Origin of the sequence: Cryobacterium ruanii (assembly GCF_004404055.1) — a bacterium.
GTDB classification, from domain to species: domain Bacteria; phylum Actinomycetota; class Actinomycetes; order Actinomycetales; family Microbacteriaceae; genus Cryobacterium; species Cryobacterium ruanii.
Map to the genome: position 1 here is coordinate 178,524 of NZ_SOHK01000015.1, position 19,228 is coordinate 197,751.

General features: G+C 65.1%; 25 protein-coding genes. 8 read left to right on the forward strand and 17 right to left on the reverse strand.

What is annotated here, in order from left to right; genetic code table 11:
• Positions 1-20: 20 nt before the first annotated feature.
• From E3T47_RS10445 to E3T47_RS10460, 4 genes are all read right to left on the reverse strand, one after another.
• The gene (locus tag E3T47_RS10445) at positions 21-584 is read right to left on the reverse strand and encodes a CDP-alcohol phosphatidyltransferase family protein (protein ID WP_134556001.1); all 564 of its coding nucleotides are present in this window, start codon (positions 582-584) and stop codon (positions 21-23) included.
• An 83-nt stretch (positions 585-667) separates the two neighbouring features.
• A complete protein-coding gene (locus E3T47_RS10450) occupies positions 668-1,183 on the reverse strand; it encodes an NUDIX domain-containing protein (RefSeq protein WP_134556002.1) in 516 nt (171 codons plus the stop codon).
• Between the two features lie 44 nt (positions 1,184-1,227).
• Positions 1,228-1,797, reverse strand: a complete 570-nt coding sequence (locus E3T47_RS10455) for an adenine phosphoribosyltransferase (protein ID WP_422386487.1) — start codon at positions 1,795-1,797, stop codon at positions 1,228-1,230.
• A gap of 60 nt (positions 1,798-1,857) precedes the next feature.
• A complete protein-coding gene (locus E3T47_RS10460) occupies positions 1,858-2,409 on the reverse strand; it encodes a MarR family winged helix-turn-helix transcriptional regulator (protein ID WP_134556003.1) in 552 nt (183 codons plus the stop codon).
• A gap of 80 nt (positions 2,410-2,489) precedes the next feature.
• Between E3T47_RS10460 and idi the strand changes: the two genes are divergently transcribed.
• From idi to E3T47_RS10500, 8 genes are read left to right on the forward strand one after another with little or no spacing between them, the layout of a single operon-like run.
• Entirely contained in the window at positions 2,490-3,029 is a 540-nt protein-coding gene (idi, locus tag E3T47_RS10465) for an isopentenyl-diphosphate Delta-isomerase (protein ID WP_134556004.1), read from the forward strand.
• On the forward strand, positions 3,022-4,068 hold the full coding sequence (locus tag E3T47_RS10470) for a polyprenyl synthetase family protein (protein ID WP_134556005.1): 1,047 nt from the start codon (positions 3,022-3,024) through the stop codon (positions 4,066-4,068). Before idi ends, E3T47_RS10470 begins: the two co-directional genes overlap by 8 nt.
• Positions 4,068-4,976: a phytoene/squalene synthase family protein gene (locus E3T47_RS10475; RefSeq protein WP_241982167.1), complete on the forward strand. Its 909-nt coding sequence runs from the start codon at positions 4,068-4,070 to the stop codon at positions 4,974-4,976. Before E3T47_RS10470 ends, E3T47_RS10475 begins: the two co-directional genes overlap by 1 nt.
• A complete protein-coding gene (gene crtI, locus E3T47_RS10480) occupies positions 4,973-6,580 on the forward strand; it encodes a phytoene desaturase family protein (RefSeq protein ID WP_134556006.1) in 1,608 nt (535 codons plus the stop codon). Before E3T47_RS10475 ends, crtI begins: the two co-directional genes overlap by 4 nt.
• Positions 6,577-6,900, forward strand: a complete 324-nt coding sequence (locus E3T47_RS10485; protein ID WP_134556007.1) for a lycopene cyclase domain-containing protein — start codon at positions 6,577-6,579, stop codon at positions 6,898-6,900. The genes crtI and E3T47_RS10485 overlap by 4 nt, the downstream gene beginning before the upstream one ends.
• Positions 6,897-7,217: a lycopene cyclase domain-containing protein gene (locus tag E3T47_RS10490; protein WP_134556008.1), complete on the forward strand. Its 321-nt coding sequence runs from the start codon at positions 6,897-6,899 to the stop codon at positions 7,215-7,217. Before E3T47_RS10485 ends, E3T47_RS10490 begins: the two co-directional genes overlap by 4 nt.
• A complete protein-coding gene (locus tag E3T47_RS10495; protein ID WP_134556009.1) occupies positions 7,210-8,118 on the forward strand; it encodes a prenyltransferase in 909 nt (302 codons plus the stop codon). Before E3T47_RS10490 ends, E3T47_RS10495 begins: the two co-directional genes overlap by 8 nt.
• Positions 8,119-8,155: 37 nt before the next feature.
• Entirely contained in the window at positions 8,156-8,533 is a 378-nt protein-coding gene (locus E3T47_RS10500) for an RNA-binding S4 domain-containing protein (protein ID WP_134556010.1), read from the forward strand.
• A gap of 50 nt (positions 8,534-8,583) precedes the next feature.
• Here E3T47_RS10500 and csrA read toward each other — a convergent pair whose 3' ends face one another.
• The 13 genes from csrA to E3T47_RS10565 all read right to left on the reverse strand — a co-directional run bounded on the left by csrA (position 8,584) and on the right by E3T47_RS10565 (position 19,111).
• Positions 8,584-8,940, reverse strand: a complete 357-nt coding sequence (gene csrA, locus E3T47_RS10505; RefSeq protein ID WP_134556011.1) for a carbon storage regulator CsrA — start codon at positions 8,938-8,940, stop codon at positions 8,584-8,586.
• A gap of 9 nt (positions 8,941-8,949) precedes the next feature.
• Entirely contained in the window at positions 8,950-9,969 is a 1,020-nt protein-coding gene (locus E3T47_RS10510) for a hypothetical protein (protein ID WP_134556012.1), read from the reverse strand.
• Positions 9,944-11,995 carry a flagellar biosynthesis protein FlhA gene (locus E3T47_RS10515; protein ID WP_134556013.1) on the reverse strand — a complete coding sequence of 684 codons (2,052 nt, stop codon included), beginning with the start codon at positions 11,993-11,995 and terminating at the stop codon, positions 9,944-9,946. Before E3T47_RS10515 ends, E3T47_RS10510 begins: the two co-directional genes overlap by 26 nt.
• Positions 11,992-13,125 carry an EscU/YscU/HrcU family type III secretion system export apparatus switch protein gene (locus E3T47_RS10520; RefSeq protein WP_134556014.1) on the reverse strand — a complete coding sequence of 378 codons (1,134 nt, stop codon included), beginning with the start codon at positions 13,123-13,125 and terminating at the stop codon, positions 11,992-11,994. Before E3T47_RS10520 ends, E3T47_RS10515 begins: the two co-directional genes overlap by 4 nt.
• Positions 13,126-13,884: a flagellar biosynthetic protein FliR gene (locus tag E3T47_RS10525; RefSeq protein ID WP_134556015.1), complete on the reverse strand. Its 759-nt coding sequence runs from the start codon at positions 13,882-13,884 to the stop codon at positions 13,126-13,128. It abuts the gene before it with no gap.
• Position 13,885: 1 nt separating this feature from the next.
• Positions 13,886-14,161, reverse strand: a complete 276-nt coding sequence (fliQ, locus tag E3T47_RS10530; protein WP_134556016.1) for a flagellar biosynthesis protein FliQ — start codon at positions 14,159-14,161, stop codon at positions 13,886-13,888.
• Positions 14,158-15,015, reverse strand: coding sequence for a flagellar type III secretion system pore protein FliP (gene fliP / locus E3T47_RS10535; protein ID WP_241982202.1), 858 nt, complete (start codon positions 15,013-15,015; stop codon positions 14,158-14,160). The genes fliQ and fliP overlap by 4 nt, the downstream gene beginning before the upstream one ends.
• Complete coding sequence (gene fliO / locus E3T47_RS10540) at positions 15,015-15,473, reverse strand: flagellar biosynthetic protein FliO (RefSeq protein ID WP_134556017.1); 459 nt, start codon at positions 15,471-15,473, stop codon at positions 15,015-15,017. Before fliO ends, fliP begins: the two co-directional genes overlap by 1 nt.
• On the reverse strand, positions 15,474-16,181 hold the full coding sequence (gene fliN / locus E3T47_RS10545; protein ID WP_134556018.1) for a flagellar motor switch protein FliN: 708 nt from the start codon (positions 16,179-16,181) through the stop codon (positions 15,474-15,476).
• Positions 16,178-17,089 carry a flagellar motor switch protein FliM gene (locus tag E3T47_RS10550; protein WP_241982169.1) on the reverse strand — a complete coding sequence of 304 codons (912 nt, stop codon included), beginning with the start codon at positions 17,087-17,089 and terminating at the stop codon, positions 16,178-16,180. Before E3T47_RS10550 ends, fliN begins: the two co-directional genes overlap by 4 nt.
• Before the next feature lie 71 nt (positions 17,090-17,160).
• Positions 17,161-18,018, reverse strand: a complete 858-nt coding sequence (locus E3T47_RS10555; protein WP_134556019.1) for an OmpA/MotB family protein — start codon at positions 18,016-18,018, stop codon at positions 17,161-17,163.
• Positions 18,015-18,878 carry a motility protein A gene (locus tag E3T47_RS10560; protein ID WP_134556020.1) on the reverse strand — a complete coding sequence of 288 codons (864 nt, stop codon included), beginning with the start codon at positions 18,876-18,878 and terminating at the stop codon, positions 18,015-18,017. Before E3T47_RS10560 ends, E3T47_RS10555 begins: the two co-directional genes overlap by 4 nt.
• On the reverse strand, positions 18,878-19,111 hold the full coding sequence (locus E3T47_RS10565) for a flagellar FlbD family protein (protein WP_134556021.1): 234 nt from the start codon (positions 19,109-19,111) through the stop codon (positions 18,878-18,880). Before E3T47_RS10565 ends, E3T47_RS10560 begins: the two co-directional genes overlap by 1 nt.
• Positions 19,112-19,228 lie beyond the last annotated feature (117 nt).

Sequence of the window (19,228 nt, forward strand, 5' to 3'; positions counted from 1 at the left end):
GATCGACCATCACGCACCTCCTATTTTTCCAGCGTATCGGAAGATACACCCTCAAAGACCCGCGGCAGTCGAATCACGCGCATCGTTTCGATGGCATAAATGATGCCGGCCCACCAGTACACGAAAGCACCCCACAGCGCGAACGCCCACCCCACCGGCTGCGACCACCATTCCAGCTGCGGGAAGGCCTGCCCGAGCATGATCATCGGCAGGGCATAGAACAGGCAGAACGTTGCCACCTTGCCGAGTTGATGCACCGGCAGCGGGCCGAAACCAAAATTCGCCAGGATGATTCCGAGGACCAGCAGGAAGACGTCCCGTCCCACCACCACCAGCACGATCCACCACGGTACAAGGTCACGCCAGGCGAGCCCGATCAGCGCGACGAAGATATACAGACGGTCCGCGGCTGGATCCAGGAGCTGGCCGAGCCGGGTGATCTGGTTCCAGCGGCGGGCGAGAAAACCGTCGAGCCAGTCTGTGAAGCTGGAAATGCTGAGCACGACGAGGGCCCAGGCATCAGCTCCCTGAGCGAGGAGGACGAGGAAAACCGGTACCAGCAGGAGGCGCAGAAAGCTGAGCATGTTGGGCAGGGTCAGCACCCGATCGCTGACCACCCCGTTCGTTGCCGCTGTCACGGTGCTGAGTCTATCGAGAGGGGACCCGATCAGCCGAGCCGCCCGCGCAGGGCCGGCCAGCTCGATGCGAAACCGGGGTGGAGCGCGAGTGCGGTCACGGCATCGGCCGACACCCAGCGCAGGGCGATGCTTTCCTGGTCGCTAATGACGGGTTCGAACTCCTCCATCGCTTCCACGACGACGGTGGTGTACGACCAGAATCCCAGGTCGAAAAGGGACGTGAATTTGAGCTGCACCAGGTGAGCGGGTACGCCGGCTTCTTCCCGGGCTTCGCGCAGTGCGGCCTCGATCGCGGTTTCGTTTTCGTGGCGGGCCCCACCGGGCAGGCCCCACGTGTCACCGAAATGACTCCAGACAGCGCGGTGCTGCAGCAACACCCCCAGGCGCCGGTGGTGCACGAGCAGTCCGGCCGCGCCGAACCTGCCCCAGTACCGGCGGCCGTCAGGAGCGTGTACCCACGCGTCTCCGCTATCCCGGGATAGTCCGGGTTGCGGCACAGCGGACCCACGTGCGTCGGCCCGGTCAGCGCCCGAACTCTCTGTCATGCTCTAAGCATGCCCTTCACGGGCATGAAAACGAACTTATCCGCCTAGATCGACATGATTGCGTGCACCGAAGCGCTGCCGAGACGCTCACGACCGTGCAGGTCAGTGAGTTCGAGCACGACTCCGACGCCGGTGAGGCTGTAGCCGGCCCGTTCGATCAGGCGGGTCGTGGCCGCGATGGTGCCACCGGTGGCGAGTACATCGTCGAGAATAAGCACGCGGGTGCCCGCCGGAAGCTGGCCGACTTCGAGTTCGAGCCGGGCCGAACCGTACTCGAGGTCGTATTCTTCGGTCAGCACGGTGCCGGGCAGTTTGCCACCCTTGCGCACGGCGAGGACGGCCGCGTTCGCGGCGTACCCGACGGCCGCGGCCAGCAGAAAGCCGCGGGCTTCAATGCCGGCTACGGCGTCGAACTGCCCGCGGTGCTGGTCGGCGAGGTCGTTGATAATCGCACGAAAGGCTGCGGCATCGGCGAAGACCGGATTGAGATCCCGGAACAGGATGCCCGGCTGGGGAAAATCGGGGTATGAGGCCAGGAGGGCCTCGACGTGGGAGACGGCCGGGGCCGGTGAAGTGGACGGCTGCGAAGTGGGAGGGATAAAAGAATGAGTCACTGATACATCTTAATCAGCACCGCTGTTCAGCCGGCACCGCTGTTCAGCCGGCACCGCTGTTCAGCTGCCCTCGTTACGGCGCCGACTACTCTGAGGTTCCGTGTCCGGGCGTGGCATGATCGCGATCGCGCTCATCGCGTCGAGAAAATGCACGACAGCCACCTGCTGGTCAGCGGTGAGCTTGAGGGCGACCTGCATCAACTGGTCATGTGTGCCCGACAGCGCCTGGCGCATTTCGTCGTGCGACGACCGGGTAGCGAACAGGCGTTGCGATCGACCGTCGTTCGGATTCACCTCACGGCGAATATGACCGGAGGCCGAGAGCCTCGACAAGAGCTTGGCCGTGGCTGCGGACGAGATGTTCAGGAATTCACTGAGGTCTTTCGGGCTGGCTGTACGGTGCTGGCGTTCGCAGGCGATGAGGTGACGAATGGCCATAAGGTCCGTTTCGTTGATGCGCATCTCGGCCTGGGCACGCTGACGCATGGCCGCGTCGGCCACTCGGAAGCGGCGCACGGCCCGCAGAACGTCCATGGCCGAAGAAACGCCCACTTTCCTGGGGTCGTACCAGTACGTCCCCTGCGCTGGGGGGTTACGCTCATCGTGGGACATAAGCCCATGCTAACGTGGACAGTTGCTAACCTGGCTAGCTATTCGCGAACGATCAGGTAGAACCGAGAAGGGGAGCACCCGTGCAGACCGCCAACGCCCTTGAAGAACAGGTAATCCTTCTTGATGAAGAGGGACGTCACATCGGCACCGCACCGAAGTACAGCATGCACGGATCAGACACCGCGCTGCACCTCGCGTTTTCCTGCTACGTCTTCAATTCGCTCGGCGAAGTGCTCGTCACCCGGCGGGCGCTGACCAAGAAGACCTGGCCGGGGGTGTGGACGAACTCGTTCTGTGGGCATCCGCTGCCCGCTGAACCGCTCACGCAGGCCGTCGACCGCCGAGCCCGCCACGAACTCGGGCTGCACATCGATGCGATCGACCTGGCGCTCCCACTGTTTCGCTACCGCGCAACGGACAGCAGCGGCATCGTCGAGAACGAGATCTGCCCGGTATTCCAGGCCAGCACCGAACAGGAGCCGGTACTGAACCCCGACGAAGTAGTGGAATATGCCTGGACCCGACCGACAGACCTCTATCGTGCGGTCACGGACGCCCCGTGGGCGTTCAGCCCGTGGATGACCCTGCAGGTGCAGCAGCTGGACAGTTTTCGTGCTTGACACGGCTCCGGCCGGCGTGGAGACCGAGCTGACCCAGTTTTTTGCTGCGGCACGCCTGCGGGCAAGTGATTACGGCGAACATTACGTGGCCCTGTGGGATTCGTTGGAGCAGGCCAGCCGCGGCGGCAAGCGGGTGCGTCCGGCCCTGGTGCTGGCGGCTTACGCCGGTTTCGGCGGCCGCGACCAGGCACTCGTGGCACCGGTCGCCGTGAGCTTTGAGCTGCTGCACACGGCGTTTCTGATTCACGACGACGTCATCGACCGGGACCTGGCCCGGCGGGGCGTGGCGAACATCGCCGGCCAATTCAACGACCGCGCCCTGGCACACGGCGCCGCCGCCGATCAGGCAGGGGTCTGGGCGGCTGCCGCGGCCATTCTCGCTGGCGACCTCGCGCTCAGTGAAGCGCACCGTGCTCTGGCCAAACTTCCCGTGGATGTTCGCACCCGGTTGCGCCTGCTCGACCTGCTCGATCGGGCTGTCTTCGTCTCGGCGGCCGGAGAGCTGGCCGACGTCACGAACAGCTCGGCGCGGCATCCGCTCACCATGGCCGAGGTCATCACCACCCTCGAGAACAAAACCGCCGTGTACTCGTTCGAAGCGCCGCTGCAGGCCGGGGCGGTGCTCGCCGGGGCGACGGCCGAGGCGATCCGCCTGCTGGGCCGGTACGGACGCCTCGTCGGCGTGGCTTTTCAACTCACCGACGATCTGCTCGGAGTGTTCGGCGACCCGTTGAAGACTGGAAAGAGTGTCACGGCCGACCTGCGTGAGGGCAAGCAGACCGCCCTGATCGCGCACGCCGGCGGCACCGAGAGCTGGTCGCTGATCGCGCCGTACCTCGGCAAGATCGATTTGAGCGATGAGGAGGCCGAACGGGCCAGGGAGCACCTGCGGGCCTGCGGCGCGAAGGCCGCGGCTGAAGGGCTCGCCTACGACCATTCTCGGTGGGCGATCGAAGCACTCGAGCCGGCCCTCATTCCCGCTGATCTGCGGGCGAGCCTGACCGAACTGGCCAACGCCGCCGTGAACCGGTCCCGCTAGTGGCACCGCTGCGAACATCGCCACAAACGGGCGACACCCACACCAATCTGGACAAGTATGCGAGAACCGCACTGGCCAGTTCGACGACGGTCATCGGCCACTATTCCACCTCGTTCGGGCTCGCCGCCCGGCTGCTCGATGCACGGGTGCGCACTCCGGTGCGCACAATCTATGCCCTCGTGCGCATCGCAGACGAAATCGTCGACGGAGCCGCCACCGAGGCCGGCGTCGGGATCGAGGAACAGCGCCAGCTGCTCGACGACCTCGAACTCGAGACCGAGCGAGCGATCGTGCGCGGCTACAGCACCAATCTCGTCGTGCACGCCTTCGCTGTGACGGCACGACAGTCCGGCATCGACTCCCGCCTGATCGCCCCCTTCTTCGCGTCGATGCGACGAGACCTCGACCCGGCACCGTTTACCGCTGCGGGCGTCGCCGAGTACATATACGGCTCAGCCGAGGTAATCGGGCTCATGTGCCTGCGCTGTTTCGTGCAGCTCTCACCGCGCAGCGCCGGCGAACTCGTCGTGCTCGAAGATGGTGCCCGCCACTTGGGCGCCGCGTTTCAGAAGATCAACTTTCTGCGGGATCTGTCCTGCGACCGCGAAGTCCTCGGCCGCAACTACTTTCCGGGGATCGACCCACTGAACCTCACCGACGACCAGAAAGACCTGATCCTGGACGATATCGACGCCGACCTGGCCATTGCCAGTGCGGTGCTGCCGCTGCTGCCACCGGGCTGCCGCCGCGCCGTCGCCGCCGCGCAGGGCCTGTTCACCCGGCTGTCCCACCGGCTGCGGTCGACCCCGGCCGACGGTTTACTGCGCGCCCGGATTCGGGTGCCGGATGGAGAAAAACTGATGATTGCCCTGAAGTCCACCCTCGGCCGCGGTGCGTGGAAGCGATGACCCGCACCATCGTGATCGGCGGTGGCATCGCCGGCCTGGCCAGCGCAGCCCTGCTTGCCAGGGAAGGCCACGACGTGACCCTGCTGGAAGCCCGCGCGGAACTCGGCGGGCGGGCCGGCCTCTGGGACACCGACGGTTTTCGCTTCGACACCGGGCCATCCTGGTACCTCATGCCGGAGGTGTTCGAACACTTCTACCGCCTGTTCGGAACCACTGCGGCCGAGCAGCTCGACCTCGTAAGGCTGGATCCCGGCTACCGCGTGCACTTCGAGAGTGACCCGACACCGGTTGATATCCTCGCCGACCGGGCCGCCAACATCCGCTTGTTTGAAAAATTGCAACCGGGGGCCGGGGCGGCGTTGGACCGCTACCTTGATTCGGCGATCGAGACCTATGACCTGGCGGTGAAACGGTTTCTGTACTCCAGCTATGAGTCGTTTCGGCCGTTCCTGGTGCCCGACGTTCTGCGGCGGCTGGGGCGGCTGGCCCGCCTGCTGCTGCAACCGTTGAACAAATTCGTGGCCGGCTATGTGAGCGACCCGCGGCTGCGGCAGATTCTCGGCTATCCGGCCGTTTTTCTGGGGTCGGCGCCGAACCTGACACCGTCGATGTACCACCTCATGAGTTACCTCGACCTCGCCGACGGGGTGCTGTACCCGCAGGGCGGTTTCGGAACACTCATTGAGAGCATCGCTGCGATCGCCCGCGTCGAGGGTGTGCGGATCGTGACCGACGCGAGGGTCACCGCGATTCGGGTCACCGACGACCGAATGATCGCCGGAGTGAGCTACGTCGATGAGGCAGGCCAGACCGTGCGTCTGGACGCCGACAAAGTAGTGTCGGCCGCGGACCTGCACCACACCGAAACCGAGCTGGTCCCCGCCGACCTGCAGACCTATCCCCAGCGCTGGTGGGATAAGCGTGTGTCAGGGCCCGGGGCCGTACTCGTCATGCTCGGCATCACGGGGGAACTCCCCCAGCTGCAGCACCATTCCCTGTTCTTCACCACGGACTGGGGCAAGAATTTCGGACAAATTTTCGGCAAGCGTCCCTCGGTTCCGTCGCCGGCCTCGCTCTACGTCTGCATGCCGAGCGCGACGGACACGTCGGTGGCACCGGCCGGTCACAGTAACCTCTTTATGCTGGTGCCGGTTCCGCCGGACGTGGACCTCGGACACGGCGGTATCAACGGTGCCGGTTCCACGACGATCGAGCTGATCGCGGATGCGGCGATCGAGCAGGTTTCGCGCTGGGCCGGAATCGGCGATCTGGCCGATCGCGTCGTGGTGCGGCGCACCGTCGGCCCGGCCGACTTCGCCGAGGACCTCAACTCCTGGAAGGGCGGCGCCCTCGGCCCTGCACACACCCTGCGGCAAAGCGCGTTCCTGCGCGGCTCCAACGTGTCGAAGAAGATCTCGGGCCTGTACTACGCCGGCGGCACGACCATCCCCGGTATCGGACTGCCGATGTGCTTGATCAGCGCAGAAATTCTGCTCAAGCGGATGCGCCACGACACCACGACCGGACCGCTCGCCGAACCGCTTCCGGCCCGGCCGGTGCCCCCCGTCACAGAGCCGTCGGAGTCTGCGCGCCAGCAGTCGTGAGCGTTCTGTACCTGCTGACCCTGCTCGTCTCACTCGCCGGGATGATCGTGCTGGACTGGCGCTTTCGCCTGTTCTTCTGGCGCTCCCCCGGGCGGGCGAGTCTCGTGCTCGGCCTGGGGGTGCTGTTCTTTCTCGCGTGGGACCTGCTGGGCATCGGTCTGGGCATCTTCTACCGGGGCGAGACCGTACTCATGACGGGCCTGCAACTGGCGCCGGAACTGCCGGTCGAAGAATTCTTCTTTCTCTCCTTTCTCGGCTACCTCACCATGAACCTCGTGCAGGGTGCCCGACTCGTGCTCGAGCAGCGGGCCGTGCAATGACCTACCTGGTGCTCAATGGTGTCTTCCTCGCAGTCGCCGTGCTGGTGGCCGGCGTGGCCGTGGCTTGCCGGTTAGTGTCGGGGCGTTTCGTGGCGTCCGTGGCCGTTGCTTTGACGCTGACTCTGCTGCTCACGGCCGTATTCGATAACCTGATGATCGGGGCCGGACTGTTCAGCTATGACCCGGACCATATTTCGGGCCTGTTCATCGGTCTCGCCCCGATCGAAGATTTTGCCTACCCGCTGGCCGCAGCGCTCCTACTCCCGGCATTGTGGGTGCTGGCAGGCAGCAGCAAGTTAGGACATACGGATGACTGAGCCGCTCGGCACCCTGTCGTGGAAGACCCGGCAGGTCGTGCTGTCGTCGCGACCGCTCAGCTGGATCAACACCGCATTTCCCTTCGCCGCGACATACCTGGTGACGACCGGGCGCATCGACGCGCTGCTGGTCCTGGGTACGCTGTTTTTCCTGATTCCGTACAACCTGCTCATGTACGGCATCAACGATGTCTACGACTACGAGTCCGATTTGCGTAATCCTCGTAAGGGCGGTGCTGAGGGGGCGCTGCTGCACCCAGCGCTGCACCGGACCGTGATTGCCGCGGGGGTTCTGAGCGTGGGGATTGTGGGCGGGTCGATGGTCGTGCTGGCGGGAGCGGGGCATCCGCTGTCGTGGGTGGTACTCGCCGTGAGCATGTTCGCCGTCGTGGCCTACTCGGTGCGCGGACTGCGGTTCAAGGAACGCCCCGTTTTGGACTCGATCACCTCGAGCACCCACTTTGTCAGCCCCGCCGTTTACGGGCTCGTGGTGGCCGGAGCCACGATCGACTTCGCGCTGCTGGCACTGCTCGCGGCGTTCGGTCTGTGGGGCATGGCCAGCCATGCCTTCGGCGCGGTGCAGGACGTCGAACCGGACCGCCAGGCCGGGATCGCGTCGATCGCGACGGCGCTCGGTGCCGGGCCGACCGTGCGACTCTCGATCACCTTCTGGGCCGTCGCTGGAGTGCTCATGCTCGCGACGCCGTGGCCCGGGCCGCTCGCCGCGGTGCTGGCCGTTCCCTACATCCTTGCGGCGCTGCCGTTCCGGTCGATCAGCGACGAGCAGTCGGCGACGGCCAACCGAGGCTGGAAACGTTTTCTCTGGCTCAATTTCATCACCGGTTCCCTCGTGACCCTGTTGCTGATCTACTGGGTGCGGCACAGCGCCGGAGAATTCTGATTCGAGCCCAGTCGAGTTCGGCCGTTAGAGTGAACAGATGGAGCTCACGTCTGCCCGCGTCGACAGTTGGAGCTGGGGCGTGCGCCTGTTCAAGACGCGTTCCATGGCCACGACGGCCTGCCGCGCCGGGCATGTGCGGGTGAACGGTGACAAAGCCAAAGCCGCGCAGGCCCTGCACATCGGCGATGAGGTGCGGGTGCGCTCGGACGGCTTCGACCGGGTGCTAGTCGTGTCGCGCCTCGTGGTCAAACGGGTCGGCGCCGCCGTAGCAGCCGAGTGCTACGTCGACAACACTCCCCCGCCGCCGCCGCGCGAAGAGGTGGCGCTAGTGCCCATGCGGGACCGCGGTGCCGGGCGGCCGACGAAGCGCGAGCGTCGGGAGATCGACGAGCTGCGCGGGCACGTCAACGAGTGACGGATGCGACGCCAGCGCTGGGTGCCGGTGCCGGACGCGGCTCGAACGGGCTAAGCCGGTGTGGGCGGCCGCGGCAGCGCCGGCTTGGCGCCTGGCTCGGCTGATTCCGGCGCGGGTGCGTACGTCTGCGGTGGTATCTGCGGCTGAGACTGGCGGGACTGCGCTGACTGCAACGCCGCCAGAACGCTGAGCGACCGCCTGATGCGGTCTTCGGCCTCGGTGTCGATCTGGCTCGCCGCAAGGTTCGCCTCGCTAACGGCGCGAACGACCTCATCCCGTTGGATTTTGACTCCCCGCGGTGCATCGATTCCGATGCGCACACTGTCGCCGCGGGCATCGAGCACGGTGATGACGATATCGTCACCGATGAGGATCTTTTCCCCCGGTTTGCGTGTCAGAACGAGCATCGTTACAGCTTACCGTTCGCCGTCGTCGGGCCGAGAATGCGGTGGCGCCGCGCGACGGCCGGTCGGCGCGGCGGCCACCCGCCCGTCCATCCATTCCACCGGCAGTCCGAGGTCGTCGACCGTGGCGGGTGAGGTCGTGAACTGGCGACCGAGCGCGGCGACCGCGTGCACCTGGACGACGGTGACGACCAGGTTGACCCAACGTATGGTGTCCTCAGTTTTTCGACTAGCGTCAACCACCACCCAGACCTGATCGGCACCGATCGCGGCGAGTGTGGCCGCGCGCGCAATCACATCCGTGGACGGTTCGATACCGTAGGCGATGAACGTGCTGTGCCCAATCTCCACTCCAAGGGCCCTGGCCAGCACAGCGCCGCGGCGATCGTCGACGCGCTCGATCTGGTCGTTGGCCACGGCGCCAGAAATGCGCAGCTCTCCCGCACCGGCCACCCGCAACATAAGGCGAGCAACGGTGATCGGGTCTTGTTCGAGCCCGACGATCAAAACCAGGTCTCCGGGCCGGGTGAGCGGGGCCGGAACGGGTGGGCGGGCCAGCTTCGGCGCCGCGGCCATGATCGGTGCCCGGGTCACCGCCTGGATCGGGGCTTCAACCATGGCCGGAGCCGATGCAACGAGTAGATCGGGCCCGACCTGCTGCACGACACTACGACCGGTCGCGAAGGTGAGTTCGTCCATAAGCTTCGCGAACCCGTCCGAGGCCGTCGACAACCGTGGCGAGGACTGCGTCGGGTACAGCTGGGATTCGGCCTCGTCGGCATCGTCGAGCAGGGCCGCAATACCGAGCCGGGCCGAAATATCAAGGCCGGCGTGCGCCGACCGCTTGCGCTGTGCCGGTTCTAAGACCTCGACCGTGATTTCGTAGTGCTGACGCGCGAAGAATCCACGGATGCCGCCGACGGTCACCCGCTCGGCGGCGATGATGGTGGCATTGGCCCCGTGCTCGGCTAGGACGCGTTCCTGCAGTTCCCGCAGTGTCGCACCCTCAAGCAGAAATCGTTTCGGCTCCACGGACCACACCCACTGTCTCAATGGTCACATTCGCCGACGTTACTTCCTGGTATGACAATACCGGCAGGCCGCCGGTCTGCGTGGAGATCAGGCGACGGATGGCGGGGCGAAGCGCCGGAGCACAGACCAGCACCGCGGTCTGTCCGCTGGCTTCGACCCTGGCAACGGACGTACGCACGGAGTTGAGCACGGCTTCGATGCGGGCCGGGTCCATCAAGATCTGGGTGCCCTGATCTGACGGGCGCAAACCTTCGAGCATGGACTGCTCGAGGGTAGGTTCAATCATGATCACCCGCAGCACAGTGCCTTCGAGATACTGCGCGGTCAGAGCCGGGCCGAGGGCCTGACGGGCGGCTTCAACGAGCCCTTCCGGGTCATTGGAAGCCTTGGCCCGCAGGGATAGCGCCTCGTAGATGCGCGGCAGGTCGTTGATGGGAATCTGCTCGATTAGCAGCCCTTGCAGCACGCGCTGCACCTCGGCGAGCGAGAGTAGGCCGGGAATCAGATCGTCGACGGCCGAAGGATTGACCTGTTTGACTCCATCGGTGAGCACCCGCACGTCTTCCCGGGTGAGAAGGCGCGCCGCGTTCGTGGTGATGATCGACGAGAGGTGGGTGACCACGACCGAGACCCGGTCGATGACCGTGGCACCGGTCATCTCTGCGCTGTGCCGCATTTCGCTCGGTACCCATTTTCCAGCCAGACCGAACACCGGCTCGATGGTGACCTGCCCGGGAAGGGTTTCGAGGGCGTCACCGAGCGCGAGCACCTTGCCGGCTGGTGCTAACCCGCGCCCGTATTCAACACCGGCGATGCGAATGACGTAGGTCGACGACGGTAAATCGACGCTGTCCCTGGTGCGCACCGGCGGCACCACCACGCCCAGGTCCATGGCAATTTTGCGACGGAGGCCCCGAACCCGGGCCAGCAGGTCGTCCGACGCGCCGGAGACCAGGTCGACCAGGTCGGGCGAGAGCATGATCTCGAGCGCGTGCACGCGCATCTGCTCGATCAGGTCTTCGGTCGTGTCGGTTTTGGGAGCGCTCTTCTCTGAGGCTGTGGTGGCCTCGATGCTGGCCAGTTTGGTGTCCTCCCCGGCTTTGATGCGTTGAGCGATCAGCATGAGCGCCATCCCCACCATGAGGAACGGCAGCACCGGCATGCCAGGAATGAGCGCCATCAGAATGGCCGCCGCGCCGGCAATGGTCAGGGCGTTACGCGACTGGGTGAGCTGAGCGGATGCCGTCGACCCGATGTCGGTCTCCGCATTCGAGCGGGTCACGATCATGCCGGTGGACACGGCCATGAGCAGGGCCGGGATCTGGGTGACGAGGCCGTCTCCGATGGTCAGCAGGGCGTAGGTGTTGACCGCCTCGCCAATCTCCATGCCGCGCTGCAGCATGCCGATGGCAATGCCGCCGATGAGGTTGATAACGATGATGACGAGCCCGGCGATAGCATCACCCTTAACGAACTTGGAGGCGCCATCCATGGCACCGTAGAAGTCCGCTTCGGCGGACACTTCGGCACGACGATCCTTGGCCTCGGCATCGGTGATCAGGCCGGCGTTGAGGTCGGCGTCGATGGCCATCTGCTTGCCGGGCATGGCGTCGAGGGTGAACCGTGCACCGACCTCGGCCACTCGCTCGGCGCCCTTGGTGACCACGACGAATTGGATCACCACGAGGATGAGAAAAATGACCGCGCCGATAATGATCGAGCCGCCGACGGCGACGTGCCCGAAGGCTTCAATCACCTGCCCAGCGTAACCATCGCCAAGAACGAGACGAGTGGATGCCACGTTGAGGCCAAGACGAAACAGGGTCGCGACCAGCAGCAACGAGGGAAAAACCGAGAAGTCGAGCGGCTTCTTCACGAACATCGTCGTGAGCAGGGTGACCAGTCCGAGCATGATGTTCAGGATGATCAGGACATCGAGCAGGCCAGCCGGGATCGGCACGACCAACAGCAGGATGATGCCGACCACGCCGACCGGAACGGCGAGCTTGATGAGATTACGATTCACGAACGGCCTCCGGCAGTTCTCGGTACTGATGGGGATGATGGTGGGGCGGCGAGGGCGCTCATGGTGTGGGTTCCCCCCGTACTCCCCCGCTTCTGCAGGGCCATGACGAAAGCGAGCACCCGGGCGACCGCGTTGTACAGTTCGGTCGGAATCTCGTCGCCGATCTCGCATGCCGCATGCAGGGCCCGCGCGAGCGGCACGTCCTGCACGATCGGAACCTGATCGGTCTCGGCCTGCACGCGAATGCGGGCGGCGATATGGCCGACCCCCTTGGCGACCACGCGCGGAGCCGACTTGCCCGGTTCGTACTTGAGCGCCACGGCCACGTGCGTCGGGTTGACCAGTACGACGTTGGCGTCGGCGACCGAGGCGATCATGCGATTGCGGCTCATCATCAGCTGGCGGGACCGACGCTGCGATTTGATCAGCGGGTCGCCCTCTGATGCTTTGTTCTCGTCCTTGACCTCTTTCTTCGTCATCATCGTCTTCTTGCGATTGCGTTTCATGATGACGTAGATGTCGGCCACGGCGAGCACGAGGCCGGCCGCTACGGCCGCCTGCAGCAGGGCGGCCGTTCCGCCGGCGGCGGCGCTGAGCAGCTCCGACACCGGTAGTCCCCCGGCGGTCAGCAGCACCGGCATCAGGCCCTGGACCACCCAGTACAGCACCACACCCACAGCCGCGGTCTTGGCGAGCACCTTCACGCCCTCCCAGAGCGCCTGCGTGCCGAACACACGTTTCATGCCCGTGACGAGATTGAACTGCTCGTACTTGCCGGTGAACTTCTTAAAGTGGATGCCGCCCTGCACGGCTGCTCCGCCCAGCACGACGATGAGCACCACGACAAAGAACGGGGTCAGAATATCGGCCAGTGAGGCCAGGCCCCTCCCGAGCGCTTCAACGGCGACGCTCGGATCCGGATTGCTGGCGAGCGTGCCGATGCGGTACATCTGGTCGGTTCCCGCCGCGCCGCCCGCCGCGATGGTAGCCGGCAGCATGAGGCCGGCGACACCCACGCCGAGCCACGCCGTGACATCCTGTGATTTTGACAGCTCACCCTTTTCGCGCACCCGCTTCATGCGTTTCTGGGTGGCTGGTTCGGTCTTCTCGCCGGAGTCGGTTTCGGACACCTACCTCACCGCCATGAGGGCGTCGAGGGCCTGCCCGGTGAGAGACGACACGATGCGCGGCAGGGCCACGAAGACCGTCGCTGCGAGGCTCAACGTGATGAGGATCTTGAGCGGAAAGCCGAGGGCGAACGCGTTGAGGGCGGGCGCGACCCGTGTGAGCAGGCCGAGGCCGGCATCCGCTAGAAAGAGCACCACGAGCAGGGGGCCGGCGATCTGCACGGCGGCGAGGAACATCTGGGTGGTGGCGGCGATCATGGCCTGCGCTGGCGCGGCCAGGTCCAGGCCCGAGCCGAGTGGAATGGCGGAGTAGCTGCGAAACAGGCCGCCGAGCACCAGCTGGTAGGCGCCGGAGGCGAACATCAACGCGAGCGCGGTCATGTGAAACAGGCGGGTGAACTGTGCGCCGTTGATCATGGACTGCGGGTCGAAGCCCTGCGCCATCTGGAACCCGCTGAACATGTCGATGAGACCACCGGCCGACTGCACGGCGGCGAAGACCAGAAAAACCAAGAAGCCCAGGGTGGCACCGACCAGAATTTCCAGAATCAGGGCGCCGACGAAACCGGCGGTGTCCTGTGAGACGTAGTCGGCGGTGACCCGCGGCGAGACGGCCAGGGCCAGCCCGATGGCCAGCATCGCTTTGATCCGTGCGGGGAATGCGCGATAGGAAAATGGCGGCGCGATGACCAGAAAAGCGACCATGCGCACACCGGCGAGCATGACCGCTTCGATCCAGGCGAAATTGAGGTTGAACTCCACGTCAGCCTCCGCCGAGCAGCGCGGGGATCTTCTCGAACATCTGGTTGGTGAAGGCGATCGATTCGGCGATCATCCAGTGGCCGCAGATGAGCAGGGCTAGGGCAACGGCGATCGCTTTGGGCACGAACGACAGGGTGACTTCCTGGATCTGGGTGATCGACTGCATCAGCGAGATGGCGAAACCGACCACGAGGGCGGTGATGAGTACCGGGGCCGAGAGTTTGGCGGCGAGGATCAGCGCCTGCAGGCCGATGTCGAGCACCGCATTCGTGTTCATGTGGCCATCTGATAACTGCCGATGAGACTCGTGATGATGAGTCCCCAGCCGTCGACGAGCACGAACAACAGAATCTTGAAGGGCAGCGAGATCATGACGGGCGGCAGCATCATCATGCCCATCGACATGAGCGCCGCGGAGACGACGATGTCGATGACCAAGAACGGAATGAAGATGACGAATCCGATGATGAAGGCGGCGCGCAGTTCAGAGATCATGAAAGCCGGGATGAGGGTGAGCAGGGTGACATCGTCGGGGTTGTCGGGGTTGGGCTGGTCGGCGGCCCTGGTCATCAGTGCCAGGTCTTCGCCACGCGTGTTGGCGAGCATGAATTGCCGCAACGGCTCCGAACCCAGGTTGAGCGCGTCGGTGAAGTTGAGGGAACCGTCGAGGTAGGGCTGCAGGGCCACGGTGTTGATGTCGGTCAGCACCGGCGCCATGATGAACAGCGACAGGAACAGGGCGAGGCCGGCAAGTACCTGGTTCGGCGGGATCGAGGGCAGGGCGAGGGCGTTGCGGGTCATGGCGAGCACCACGAAGATCTTGGTGAAGCTCGTCATCATGAGCAGCAGCGCCGGTGCGACCGACAGCAGGGTGATGCCCAGCAGGGTGACGATCGCTGACGACGGCGCTCCGTCCGGGCCGTTGATGTCGACGCTGAGGCCGCCGCCGCCGGTGTCGGTCGGGTCGGTCGGGTCGGTCGGGTCGGTCGGCGCGGTCGGGTCGACCGGCATAGCGTGGCCGGCCGTCGCGCCCAGCCAGAGCAGCGCGGCAGTGATCAGCACGGCGAGGACGACCAGCACGCCGGTGCGGGCCAAGAAGGCCGTGGACACCGTGCGGTGTGGTGCGGTAATCACCGTCCCTGCCGAAGCAGAGCGGCCGTCTGACGCCACGTCGACGGTGACAGAATCGACCCGGCCAGTGCAGCGGACGCGACGGACGCGGTGACGGGAGCGGCGTCATCCGCTGTGGCGGCGGCCAGCGAACGGGCGAATGCCGTCGCCGGAGCGGATTGCGGCGCGCCCAGCATCGAAATGGCCTCGTCGAGGGTCGATGACGGGGTCGCGAGGGATTTCTCGTGCAGCACGGTGACGGCCTGTTCGGTCACGCCGAGTACGAGGCGCGTTCCCTCCACCTCGACGACGACAACGGATGCCTTCTGCCCGATGGGCTGACGGCCCACGACGGTCACCGGGTTGGTCGCCCCCTTCGCGAGTGCGCCGCGCGACAGGCGGCGCTGCAGGTACCAGAGCAGTGCGAGAACCACGCCCAGGGACAGGACGACGCGCACCGCGACAATCAGGGTCTCCACTTAAGACAAGCCATCCGCGACATCGAGTATCTGGGTGATGCGCACGGCGTAGTCCTGGTCGACGACAACGATTTCCCCGTGGGCGATGAGCCGTCCGTTGAGAAGGATATCGGCCGGTGCTCCGGCCGAGCGATCCAGCTCGATGACGGCCCCCGGTTTGAGCGACAGAACGTCGCGAACGGACATGCGGGTGCGCCCGATCTCGACCGTCAGCGACATTTCGACGTTGCTGATGCGGCCGAGGTTGCCCAGGACTGTGCGGTCCGGGGCGGCGACGGGCCCGCGGACGACACCGTTTTGGCGCACGCGAATGGCAAACCAGCCGGTCACGACCCCGCCGGCGCTCAGCTCGAACACCTGGGTGTCTTCGGCGGCGAACAGGGCCGACGCGTCTTCAACCCGTGAGTCGCCGAGAACGCCGATTCCGAGCACACCAGAGGCGCTTTCCAGGGCGGGTCGCAGAACGTCCTGGCTTGAGACAAGCTGGGAGTTCGCCCCGGCTGCGGCGTCGAGTGAGGCTGAGTCGCTGAGCACGACGGCCAGATCAGCGGAGGTCGTACCCACAAACGAGGCCACCACGGCAAAACCAAGGCGCGCGGTCAGCTCTGCGCCGCCCGCGTGCGGCAGAGCTTGCAGCGGCACCGTCGTCGGCAACACGCGAATGAGTGCATTGACAGCGAGTTCTGGAAGTGATCGGGTAGAAATCATTGAGTTGTCTCCTCGGTATCAATGACGATGCAGGCCAGCCGGGAACCGTTCGCACCGACGGCCGCGCGGGCCAGCATCTGGCCGTCTACGGCCAGATTGAGCGGACGATGCTGGGGATGCGGAACGTGCAGAACATCGCCGACGGCCAGCGACAGGATGCGACTGGGCAGCACGTGGGCCGTCTCGAGCCGGAGCGACACATCGACCGGCACCGCTGCGATTTGGGCTTGCAGAAATTGGGTGGCGTTGGACGACGTGCTCGTCGGGTTCGCTTCGCCGAGCTGCGGCATCAGGGCAGCGGCGGGAATGGCCACGGTCGCCGTCGCGGTGATCTTCTCCACCCGCATGGCGAAGGTTGCGACCACCATCAAGTCGCCGGTGGCGGCGGCCTGCGCGAACTGCGAGTTGTACTGAATCGCTTCGACGCCCATTTCGTTCACGATCAGCGGGCCGAAGGAGTAGCGCAGATCCTCGAGACTTTCTGCCATGAGTTTACGGATCAGGGCCAGTTCGATCTGAGTGAAATTGCGCTCCGCGTTCACCGGCACGCTGCTGTTGCCGCCGAGCATGTGGTTCACCCAGGTGAGGGCCGACGTGGTCGGAAACTGGATGACCGCGCGGGCTTCGAGGCCGCCGACCGTGCACAGCACCATGGCGGTCTTGGGCGGCAGGGAACCCGCATATTCGTCGTAGGTGGCCATGAGAACCTGCTCGCAGGTCACCGTGCAGAGTACGCGCACGCGTGCGGTCAGCTGGGTGCCCCACTGACGAGCAAAGGTTTCAAAGGCCAGTTCGAGAACGCGGGAGTGCTCCCTGGCAAGGGTGGTGGGACGTCGAAAGTCGTACAGCTCAACGCTCTTCGCCACTTTTGCGGGCGCACCGCTGCCGACCTGATCGTGAACTGTCACGTTGGCACTATCGACCGGGTCAGCCGCAATGTAAGCAGCCTCGGGTAGCGGATGCGGCGCGCGGCCGGCCGTCAGTTCTCGGCGACCATGCCGGGGATGAGGGCGCGCACGCTGTCCGGCTGGTTCGACAGCAGCACGATGTCAACTCGGCGATTCTGCGCCATATCGGCGGGACTGGAACCGGTGTTCACCGGCTGGGCAGAACCGAACGCGACGGCGGAGATCAGCCCCCCGCCGACGCCACCCTGCTCGACGAGACGACGCAACACCTTTGTGGCTCGGCTCGCCGACAATTCCCAGTCGGTGGCGAAGGCCTGGGACTGGCCGTGCTTGTCGGCGTGCCCTTCGACTGAAATCTTCTGCCCCGTCACCACGAAGGCCGGAGCTGCGGCATCGAGCACCGCGGCCGCGGCCGCGGTGAGTTCAGCGCTGTCGGGTGCGAAGAACGTCTCGCTCCCGACCAACCCCAGAGTCAGCCCGCGGTCGGTGATCTGGAATTCCACCAGGTCGGCCACTCCGGCCGCGGCCAGGCTTCCGGTGATAGCCGCTTCGAGCGCGTCCAGCTTTGCGACCTCCTGTTGGGCGGCCTCGGCGTTTGCCGTCGCCTCGGCCGTCGCGTCGGCCGGATCGATGGCGTCGGCCGAATGGGTCACCTCGGTCGGTGACTCTCCTTCATTGTCGACGAGGTCAGCCGGAACGACGACGCCCTCGGCGGTATCGACCTTGCCCGCATCCACCGCCCCAAAGCCGGTGGCGAGCGAGTTGGCCAGTTGTTCGTACTTATCCTGATCGACCGTCGACATGGCGAAGAGCACGATGAACATGCACATCAGCACGGTGACCATGTCCATGTAGGACGCCATCCACCGTTCGTCTGGGTGAACGTCCTCCTCCTCAGTTATTTCGCGGCGCTTGGCGCGCGTAGTCATGCGGCTTCGGGAAGGTCTTTGTTCCTGCCCTTTCCTTTACTCTTTGTCTTTGTCTGTGCGGAACCGACGGCATCCGTTGTGCCGTCTTTGGCCTTGGCACCGGTTTTCGGCAACAGTTCGGCGGAAACCATGGCACGCAGGCGCTCTCCAAGTAGCCGAGGCTGGCTGCCGGCCTGCACGGCCAGGGCACCCTCCATGACGAGGGTCATGCGGTCGACGTCGAGGTCGGCCAGACGGCGCAGGCGTGAGCCGAGCGGCAGCCAGATGAAGTTGGCCGAGAGCAGTCCCCAGAGGGTGGCTACGAAGGCGGCCGCGATCATTGGTCCCAGGGTCGCGGGAGTGTCCAGGTTCTCGAGAACGTGGGTCAATGACACGACCGTGCCGATGATGCCGACCGTCGGTGCGTACCCGCCGAGTCCGGTGAAGAATTTGGCGGCATTTCGATTCGACCGAGCTCTGGTCGCGATCTCGTCCTCGAGGAGCATCCTCAGTTCATCCCCGTCGGTGCCGTCTGCGATGTTTTGCAGGGCGCCGCGCAGGAACGGGTCGGTCACCTTCTCGGACTCCTGGTCGAGTGCGAGAAGTCCGGCGCTGCGGGCCGTTTCGGCGAGGCCGACAACCTGGTCGATGACGGACTGCGGCGGCGTGGTCTTGCCGAGGAACGCTCCGGGTAGCGCTTTGAAAGCGGACGTGAAGTCCTTGATCGTGCCGCCCGCGAGGCCGACCGCGATGGTCGCGCCGAAGACCAGGATCATGGGTGCCGGCAGCAGGATTGACATGACGGAGGAATGCTCGAGGGTGATCATGGCCAGGAGCGCGCCGAAGGCGAGTACCAGGCCGATCAGAGTTGCGGGGTCCACTACAGCTTCCTGGGGCCTCGCGGCAGTTCGCCGGCGCTCGGGTCGTACGCGAGCGCGATCACGTGCGCACGGTAGCTCGCGATCTTCTCGATCACTTCCTCCATGGATTCCGTGACGATGAAGTTGGCGCCGTCGACCATGACCAGGGTGGTGTCGGGGTTCGCGTGGATGCGTTCGATCAGGTCAGGATTGATCGCAAAGTGGCTGTCATTCAGCCGCGTTAGTACGATCATGTGCTCATCCCTGGTTGTGACACCGCAGACGGGATGTCATTCGCTACTGTCGGCCGCTTGAACGCTTGGGTAAGGCATCCGCTCACTAGACAATTTCGTCGGGTGAAAGGAAGATCT